Raw genomic sequence first — 8,589 nt, 5'->3', positions numbered from 1 at the left:
CGGAGACGATACTCGGGCTCGACGTCGTCGCCGGGGTTGCTGCGGCGTCGGTTGGCCCGTTAAGGCGGGAGGCGACCATTCCATCTATAAAGCTACTACAATCCGTCCGGGTGATAATTTGTCTTATGTCAAATATAGAAATGGGCGCCAAGGTTTAGGTGGTCGTCCCGTTTGTTTGCATAAACTTGTTTCCGTCTTTTGCAGAAATTTGTTGTTGGCGTATCTGCCAACGGCCTGCCCTGTCCGCGCTTCGGCCATGGTCACGACTTCGTTGGCTGCGGGAACAATATTATGCAACTGCGATTTGTACAATATTGTTCCCAGCTGGCTCATGGCTCCCGACTGCCCGCTGGCGGACGCGAACAACTTTACGCAAACCAACGGCAACAGCCCCGTACCAAAGGCTCAGCTTCTCCCACTTTGCACCGGCAAACTTAGGCGCGAGCGCTGTCATCGGCATTCAATTCGGCGCTTCACTTGGGGCCGACACACTTCAAACGTTGGTATGGGGAACAACTTTCTGAAAGACCTCTTGAAGCAAACTTGTTCTCGAAGTCTCTGCCAGCCCCAAATCGACTATCCACTCGCGGGAACAAAATTACGCGCACCAACGGCATTGGCCTCGGCCTTTCCACGATGGCAGATAGCGGAGCGGTCGAAGAAATGATCGTCATGACCGGCAACACCGACTTGATTCCGGCGCTCAGACTTGTTCGCTCCCGTGGTTTTCAAGTGTCAGGCGTAGCATTGCCAAATTACGCCATCATTGGCGAGCGGAGGCAGCATCTCGACCTCTTCCGCTCCGTGGCCGCCTGGTAACCCTCACTCTCTGGCCGCTCCCACCAAAGATATAGGCCAAAGGGCGGCCAGCAAGCACATGCATCGTCCAGCAACATGCGAAATGGTGGGCAGGACGCTCGCCGCCCTCAATCACGCAAACTCGCCCGATATCGCAGAACCGTCTGGTGCCGAAGGCAGAGCGGGCGACCAATAGACGCCCCACTACCCGGATTGGTTTGGAAGGTTCTTCGAAGTGGAAACTATCTGAATTCACTATGCCGCCACTGGCGGTTTGAATTCACCGAATGCAATAAATATGGTCGATTCCCCTCGAAGCGTTGCATTTTTTCCGACTCAGATCGAACATGCACCTCGAAAAAGATTTTCTGGCCGCCCCCTGCCGGATGCGGGCGGCCGTAGCCGATCCGGCCCGGTGCTTCGAACTTCTCCGAAGCGGACGCACGTGCGTTCGAGGCAACTTCATCGAAGATCAATTGCAGGAAACTGAATGCAGAGTCGTTCTGTCTCATCTGGCGTTCGCCGATGCAAAGGCGAATGCTCCTCGCGGATATGACTCGAATGGTGACCCGTCGGCACAGTACCCGAACTTGCCCACGACAGATTTATCATCGCCGTAGATTCTGGAAATTACTTCGCACATTCTTTTCGGGTGAAGATTGACGATTCCAAACGGCGGAGCGTTACTCTGGACGAGGCGTTGCATTAGTGCGAGTCGTCCTTTCTAGCGGCCCTTGAACTCGGGCGTTTTTTTCTCGACGAAAGCGCGCATGCCCTCCTTCTGGTCTTCCGTTGCGAACAGTGCGTGAAATGTTCGCCGCTCAAACAGGAGCCCTTCGCGCAAACCCAGTTCGAGGGCGCGATCGACCGCCTCGCGGGCGACCATGGCAGTCACCTTGCCGTACCCGGCGATCGTCGCGGCAGCGGCGAGCGTTTCTTCCATCAACCGATCGGCGGGAATCACGCGGGCGACGAGCCCCGCGCGCTCGGCCTCGTCGGCCGCCATCGTGCGTCCCGTCAGGATCATGTCCATCGCCTTCGCCTTGCCGATCAGTTTCGTCAGGCGTTGCGAGCCACCCATGCCCGGGATCACACCGAGCCTGATTTCAGGCTGGCCGAAGACTGCGGTTTCGGCGGCGAATATCATGTCGCACATCATCGCCAGTTCGCAGCCGCCACCGAGCGCAAAGCCCGATACGGCGGCAATCTTCGGCGTGCGTAGCGCCGCAAAGTTATCCCAGCCAGCGAAAAAATCCTCGTTGAACATGTCCATGTAGGATTTGCCCTGCATCTCCTTGATGTCCGCGCCTGCCGCAAAGACCTTCTCGGAACCGGTTAGCACGAAACAGCCCACCTGCGGATCGCGATCGAGCGTTTGCATCGCGCAGACAATCTCCTCCATCACTTCGGAACTCAATGCGTTCATCGCTTTGGGGCGGTTCAGCCGGATAACGGCGACCCGATCCCGGCGTTCGATCAGAATGGTCATGCGAACCTCTCAAGAAAAAAATGGATGATCTGCGTTGCACCAGACACGCCGTCACGATCAGGAGTCCCAGATCGCGCCGTAAGCGGGAATCCCCCGGCTTTCCATGCCGTAGACGACTGCATTCGTGAGTTTCTGGTTTGCAATGCAGATCACGGCCTCTGCATTGAACTGCGTGTAGGCAGCGTAGGCGAGTCGAACCATGTCGGGCTTGCCTTGCGTATCGGTATCCCAGATGATTGCGCCCGGCTCTGCCTGAAGAATCTCATCTAACAGTGCGTCGCCATATGTCTCGCGAGGGCTCCTGGTCGACCAGACAAGCCGGGCTGGCACCCGTTTCGCCAGCAGATGGGGGAGCACCGGTCCAATGCCGCTGCCGGTCGCGACATAGACCACGCGTGTGAAAAGGGTTTCGATGTTGGCCACCCCGGCAGTGGGGATTCCTTTGACCCAGACGTGCGACGGCGCGTCGTCGATGAACGATCCGCTCCAGTCTCCGGCGCGGGAAACGATGAGGCGAAAGCCGTTCTCCCGAGGCGCGGGGATGTTGGCGAACGAATGCCATTCGAACAGAGGATGACGACTCACGGCGGTCGACGATCCGGGGAAAGGCGTGACGCCGTGGTCAAAGCGGACTATGGCGGCATGAGACGATGGCGTGTCGATCCTGACCGGCACCTTGCGCAGCCGCGTCCACGGAAGCGCAATGCTAGTCGTGAGGACAGCAAGCATCCACCATCCGGGCGACGAGAGCAGCGCGTGCGCGAGACCTGCGCCGCCTCGCTGGTCGTTGATGAACATGACGCTCTGCGTCCAGAACAGTAGTAGTGCGGCCCATCCACCGAAGCGGTGCGTCTTTTCAAAGCTGTTGTGGAAGCGGGCGCGAATGGCGGGCAGCGCCATCAGTACGATGACGAGCAGAATCGCGAGCAACGCATACGTCACCCAGACGATGCCGACCGACACGCCAGGCAATCCGTTCGCCAGATGGAACGTCAGGGAACCCGCGAAAACTGCGAACCAGACCGTTGCGGCCGCAGCACAGCCGCTGTGCAAGCCCCCGAAGTGATAGACCTTCGCGAGCGTCCACCGGATCGACAGCGGCCAGTGCGTCGGCGCCCGCGTCGCCAGCCAGAACAACAGATTGATCACGTACTGTTGACGGATCAGAATCGCGATCGAGAAATTCACCAGAACCAGATTTGAAATCGGGCCGAGCGCAATCCCGTTCCTCGTCCACCACGTTCCGCGTGTCACGCCAAACGCGAGAAACGCCAGGTTGATCGCTCCCACCAGACAGACGAGGCGGTGATAGTGCATCAGAGCCGGATGCCGCGCGAAGCGGCGCATGACGCCCTGTGGCATCGGCAGTTCAGCGTCGAGAGAACTTGCCGTCATGCTCTCACCTCGCAAAGCAGTGACTCCTCGACTGGACTGGCTTGCCGCTGCTGTTCTTCCAGTCGCTCGAGGGCAAGGTTCAGAAGTACGCGTTTGTCCACCTTGCCCCGACTGGTTAGTGGAAATGCGTCCATTGCGACGATCAGCGAAGGTGTGCAGTAGTACGGCAGCGCCGCTGCGACCATCTGACGCGCAACGTGAGTGTCGACAGAGCGGGGACAGACGAACGCGGCGAGATTGCGGCTGTCGAGCTTCAAGGCCACCGCATGCGTACACGACGGCACCGATTCGAGAACCGCGGACACGGAATCCAGCTCGACCCGAAAGCCGCGTATCTTGACCTGATCGTCCACTCTGCCCAAGTGCTCAAGCTCACCGTCCGGCGTCCAGCGGCCAAGGTCCCGGGTGCGGAACATCAGCCGTCCGTTGCCAAGAAATGGATCGGCTGCGTAGCGCTCGGTGGTCAACCGGGCGTTGTGCAGATAGCCTGCAGTGACACAATCGCCGCCTGCCCACATTTCGCCCACTTCGCCGATCGCACAGGGCTTGCGATGCTCGTCGAGGATATAGACCGTGTTGTTGGGTGTCGGCGTACCGATAGTGAGTCGCCCGGCCGACGGGTCATAACGCTGCACCGTATTGACGATGGTGGTCTCGGTCGGGCCGCAGGAATTGTGGAACGCGCAAAAGGCGGCCCATTTGTCTGCGAGCGGTTTCGGGCAGGGTTCGCCCGCGACCGCGACGACCTTGACGGTGCGGCACTGGTCGGCGTCCAGGGTGGCGAGGATTGACGGAGTCGAAATGATGACATCGACTTCCCTGGCTACCTGCGCGAAGCCTTCTCCGCGAATCACAAGCGTTGCGCCGTTTGCCAGTGAACCCAGGATTTCCCAGGCCGCCATGTCAAACCCGATGTTGAGCATCTGCGCCACCTTGACGCCGGGGCGCATCCCGAGAGATCCGGGTTCGGTCAGCAGGATGTTCGATACATTGCGATGTGTGACCTGCACCCCGTTCGGAACACCGGTCGTCCCGGATGTGAATAGAATGAAACACCGGTTGTCGGCATTGACATCACTCGCGACGGAGAGAGGAGCCGCGATATCCAGGTTGTCAGCTGCAGGTTCGTCGACATATTCGTCGATTGCGATGCACACGTGTCCGTCAGGCACAGGGACCAGGTGCTTTAGCCGGCCGAGCGTCAGGATCACCTTCGCCGAAGTAACATTGATGATGTGGCGAAGCTGAGTCTGCGGAGCCACGCCAGCATCCTGTGGCACGTATGCAGCGCCAGCCTTCAGCACGGCAAGAATGCCGATTACCATCGATATCGAACGCTGCAGAAAGAGTGCGACCGCGTCGCCCGTCGATACGCCGTGACTGACCAATGTGGCAGCCAGACGATTCGCCTGATGGTTCAATTCGCCATACGTGATCCTGTTTCCAAGATGCTGCACGGCAATGGCGTCGGGCTGCGCCGCAGCGTATTGCTCGAAAGCGTGATGCACGCAAGCGTATCTGGCCTCGACGTGCGGACCCTTCCCGAACCATTCAAATAGCAATTGATCGGCTAGCGACAGGTTGCATATTGCTTCCCTGTTAAACACTCGCGATGCTTCATACGCAGATACGTCAACAGACTCGGGGCGGTGTCCGGTTGCATTGGCAAAGCTGTCTGGCGTCGTATGCATAGTCAGGTTTCCATGGTTGCATTCGTGGAGGTCTTCGTTCCGGCGACACGCCGATCAATGAGAACTGTCCGTAGGTGCTAACCAGCGATCCAGATGTTGCTTCAATGACAATTGTTGAGTATTCCGGGGACGGTTTTGGCGAGTCGATAGGAGCTGATGCAGGGCCTGTTTAGCCGCTGCCTGAAACTCAGCTTCCCTAGATTCCGCTCGATGAATGGACACATTTTCACACCCGGGCTTGCTCCATTGCTTAGCTCACGCGATGGTTAGCCGCACGGCGGCGGACGGCAGTGCGATGGTCGATAAAGTCGGTCCATTTCTTCAGTGTTGGTGCGTGCATCAGACGATCCGCCGGCGCAACAGCCATGCTGCCTGGGCGAGAACGAAAGGGTTTGTTGCGGGCACGTCGCAGTGACCGGCACCGGTGCGTGCGCCAGCGGACCGGCATCGTGTGAGACCCTGGGCGCATCTGCCAGCAAGAGCGCAAGGCGACCGTAGCGCTGGAGGACGGTTTCGCGGTGCCGGTCACCCAACGATGGTCCATGAGGCGATGCTCGCGCTGGGCGTTGATCTGCAGCAGCCTTATCGCGGGATCGTGTGGATCGTGCGCGAGGTGCTCGTTCGGCCGATCCCTGTGGGCGCGTGCACGAGGTGCTGCAAGGGGACGTGCAGCAGACCGGCGCGATCCATCGCAACCAAAACGCTGATCATCTGGTACGGACAGGTGGAGACGTCTTGCCAGAAGAGGACGCAGCACATCAAGCGCGGTTGGTGCACTCCGCGGGCGCTGCGCAGATGCAGGCCGCTACTTCATATGCTCTTCGTCGTCGCCCTGTGCTGCTGACTGTGCGGCGGCCGCTGCGCGTACGGCGTCCGCGAAGCGCTGCAACGACGACAGCGAACCGCATACGCTGTGATATGTCTCCCGGCCGATCTTTGCATCGAGCAGCAACTGCATACCGGCGTTCTTCGCGATTTCGATAATATCCATTGTCATCTCCTTCCCGTTTCGCGGCTTTGGCTAAAGCGACGTTCAGGCATCGGCGACGTCAGCGCCCTGTTCGCGGGCATCGGACTGCATTGCGCATGAAGGTCGTGCCGCGCCAGGTTTCGGCGCGCCCGTCTGCCCATCAGGTGGGCTGACGGACAGGACGGAATCCAGCCTGTAGCCGAGCGCATAGACGGTCTTCAGATTCAGTCCGGATGCGTGCGATAGGCGAAGCTTCTTGCGCAGCTTGTAGACGTGCTGCTCAATGGAGCGCGAGGCGACGTGCTCGCGTGAACCCCAGACGCTGCCGGCAATCTGCGCCCGGCTCAGAAACCTGCCTGGATTCGAGAAAAACAGCCAGGCTATCGTAAATTCGCGCGGCGTCAGCGGTATCTCCACGCCATCGAGAGCCACCAGGCCGACATCTTTTCGCAACACGTAGCTGCCCAGTTCAATGGTGTCGGCACTTGCCGCCCGATGTGTCTCGCGCTGAAGCACGACATGCGCGCGCAGACGCACCTGTTCCAGGTCGTAGCGGTAGGCCACATCCGTGGCGCCGGCGTTGATCCAGCCTAGCATTGCCGCCCAGTCCGGGAACGGCGTGAGGACGACCACCGGCGTGCCCACAGTCGCATCGCTGTTGCGCGATGACTGAAGCACGTCGAGTAACAGTGAACTGTTCTGTGCATCGATCAGCACGAGGTCATACATGGTCGCACGCGCTGCGCGCAGGAAATCCTGTCCAGCGCTGAATGGCTCGATCACAATCGGGTCGCTGGCAAAACATCCGGTCAGATCGCGGGTCAATACAGGGTCTTCGGTCACGAGGGCAAATCGCACTACATTGTCTCCAGTCGGCCTGGTCCTTGAGAAGTCTTAGACGCAGGCCGGTTCAATTGTTGGCTGACGGCGCAGTCTTCGCCGCTCCAACGTTCCCGGTCAGTTGGGGCGCTCATTGATGTTCCCTGGACTTTTTCGTGCGACCAGCCGTTGTCGGCTGTCTGCCCCGTCGATCGCGCTTGCCGCGTGACCCTGCCTCGCATCGAGGCTCTGCTCCGTAGGTGCCATCCTGATCGATGCGGGATGCATTCCGGTAGAAAATAATTGAGCCTCCTGCTGGCGTCCCTTGCTGCACGCCGGGCATGCCATCGCGTCGGTTCCATGAGGCGCGGCGCATCGCGCCGGAGATGTCAGCACATCCCTACCGGGGGTTGAGGGCGTACTGACAGTAGAAACCGCCTTTCCTGATCTGATATTTTTTGCCCGCAACAAGCAACTGTGCGATCTTTGCATTGCGTCGACCAGCGTGACGGCGCTCACCGGTTTTTCGCGTCGTTTGCGACTTTCTTCGCGCCCGGCGTCACTTGCGGTCATCTTTCCAATTTCAAGCACGACGACCTCATGTCACCTGCGCTGGCCGCGCTCTATCGCGAGTATCACCGCCGACTTGCGCGCTTTCTCGGCCGCTTCACGCGGCGCGGCGAGTTCATGACACCACTGACGTTTGCTCCGGAATTTTTCCGTTTGCGTTTATCGGTTAGGATTGCACGACCCGATGGGATGCATTATGCATCGCACCGGGTCGTGCAGATGGCTGGACGCCCAGTCGGTCAGCGTCCCAATCCACCGGAACTGTGAACCAACGATATGGAGTTGCGGCGTGCTTTGCTCCTGACTTGCCGCAAGGCGGCCGGTTTATCCGTAGGCCGGGTTCGATGGTGCCCGCTGTTCGTCACCTTCGCCGTGTTATCGTTGCCCGCCGCGGCTGCGAGCGATGACTGGCAGTTCGAGGCAGGTGTCACCACGAACAAGGTCACGCGCGGCATGGACATCGGCAACAGGCAGCCGTCCGTCAGCGCAGGGGCCAACTGGTATCCGGGCAACGGTTTCTTTGCGGGCGCGTCGGCTGCGTCGCTGCGCTCCGCCCGCCGCCCCACCAACGGCGCGGAAGTCGTCGTCAACGGTGGATATGGTTGGCGCCTGGCTGGCGACTGGAGCGCCCAAGCCATGCTCTCGCACTACCAGTTCCTCCAGGGATCACAGTCCTCGCGCTTCAACTACGACGAACTGGTGCTGACCGCTGGCTGGCGCGACTCCGTGTTCGCCTCCGTCGCGCTCTCGCCGAACACCGGCTTCGGGCCGTCGCCGAGTTCGCGCGCCGTCGCCTACGATCTGGTCGGCCGCCTGCCGCTCGTGCACGGCTGGACCGCGACGGCCGGCATCGGTTA

Annotated in this window: 9 protein-coding genes; 3 read left to right on the top strand and 6 right to left on the bottom strand. The window is 60.0% G+C overall.

Going from position 1 to position 8,589, the window contains the following annotated elements; all coding sequences use genetic code 11:
• Positions 1-477 precede the first annotated feature (477 nt).
• The gene (locus ACTJLC_RS31435; RefSeq protein ID WP_310319282.1) at positions 478-819 is read left to right on the top strand and encodes a hypothetical protein; all 342 of its coding nucleotides are present in this window, start codon (positions 478-480) and stop codon (positions 817-819) included.
• A 221-nt stretch (positions 820-1,040) separates the two neighbouring features.
• On the opposite strand, the gene ACTJLC_RS31430 is transcribed toward ACTJLC_RS31435, so the two are convergent.
• The 6 genes from ACTJLC_RS31430 to ACTJLC_RS31405 form a co-directional block, all read right to left on the bottom strand.
• A complete protein-coding gene (locus ACTJLC_RS31430) occupies positions 1,041-1,310 on the bottom strand; it encodes a hypothetical protein (RefSeq protein WP_310136335.1) in 270 nt (89 codons plus the stop codon).
• A 212-nt stretch (positions 1,311-1,522) separates the two neighbouring features.
• Positions 1,523-2,287, bottom strand: a complete 765-nt coding sequence (locus ACTJLC_RS31425; RefSeq protein ID WP_114164558.1) for an enoyl-CoA hydratase — start codon at positions 2,285-2,287, stop codon at positions 1,523-1,525.
• Between the two features lie 57 nt (positions 2,288-2,344).
• Positions 2,345-3,682, bottom strand: a complete 1,338-nt coding sequence (locus tag ACTJLC_RS31420; protein WP_310136336.1) for a hypothetical protein — start codon at positions 3,680-3,682, stop codon at positions 2,345-2,347.
• The gene (locus tag ACTJLC_RS31415; RefSeq protein ID WP_310136337.1) at positions 3,679-5,373 is read right to left on the bottom strand and encodes an amino acid adenylation domain-containing protein; all 1,695 of its coding nucleotides are present in this window, start codon (positions 5,371-5,373) and stop codon (positions 3,679-3,681) included. The genes ACTJLC_RS31420 and ACTJLC_RS31415 overlap by 4 nt, the downstream gene beginning before the upstream one ends.
• A gap of 805 nt (positions 5,374-6,178) precedes the next feature.
• Positions 6,179-6,364, bottom strand: coding sequence for a hypothetical protein (locus tag ACTJLC_RS31410; RefSeq protein WP_310136339.1), 186 nt, complete (start codon positions 6,362-6,364; stop codon positions 6,179-6,181).
• A gap of 42 nt (positions 6,365-6,406) precedes the next feature.
• Positions 6,407-7,186, bottom strand: coding sequence for a response regulator transcription factor (locus tag ACTJLC_RS31405; RefSeq protein ID WP_310136341.1), 780 nt, complete (start codon positions 7,184-7,186; stop codon positions 6,407-6,409).
• A gap of 453 nt (positions 7,187-7,639) precedes the next feature.
• Here ACTJLC_RS31405 and ACTJLC_RS31400 point away from each other — a divergent pair, with 453 nt between their 5' ends.
• Positions 7,640-7,999: a hypothetical protein gene (locus ACTJLC_RS31400; protein ID WP_440846342.1), complete on the top strand. Its 360-nt coding sequence runs from the start codon at positions 7,640-7,642 to the stop codon at positions 7,997-7,999.
• A 27-nt stretch (positions 8,000-8,026) separates the two neighbouring features.
• The coding region (locus ACTJLC_RS31395; protein ID WP_440846340.1) for a TorF family putative porin at positions 8,027-8,589 on the top strand (563 nt) is incomplete at its 3' end.

It is taken from the genome of Paraburkholderia sp. 22099, from assembly GCF_052045835.1.
Lineage (GTDB): Bacteria > Pseudomonadota > Gammaproteobacteria > Burkholderiales > Burkholderiaceae > Paraburkholderia > Paraburkholderia terricola.
The sequence above is the reverse complement of the archived record's forward strand: the minus strand, read 5'-3'. Positions and strand labels throughout refer to the sequence as shown.

Bases quoted from the DNA above. Each gene is read 5' to 3' on its own strand.
- ACTJLC_RS31430 (WP_310136335.1), bottom strand. From the start codon at position 1,310: ATGAGACAGAACGACTCTGCATTCAGTTTCCTGCAATTGATCTTCGAT.
- ACTJLC_RS31425 (WP_114164558.1), bottom strand. From the start codon at position 2,287: ATGACCATTCTGATCGAACGCCGGGATCGGGTCGCCGTTATCCGGCTG.
- ACTJLC_RS31420 (WP_310136336.1), bottom strand. From the start codon at position 3,682: ATGACGGCAAGTTCTCTCGACGCTGAACTGCCGATGCCACAGGGCGTC.
- ACTJLC_RS31415 (WP_310136337.1), bottom strand. From the start codon at position 5,373: ATGCATACGACGCCAGACAGCTTTGCCAATGCAACCGGACACCGCCCC.
- ACTJLC_RS31410 (WP_310136339.1), bottom strand. From the start codon at position 6,364: ATGGATATTATCGAAATCGCGAAGAACGCCGGTATGCAGTTGCTGCTC.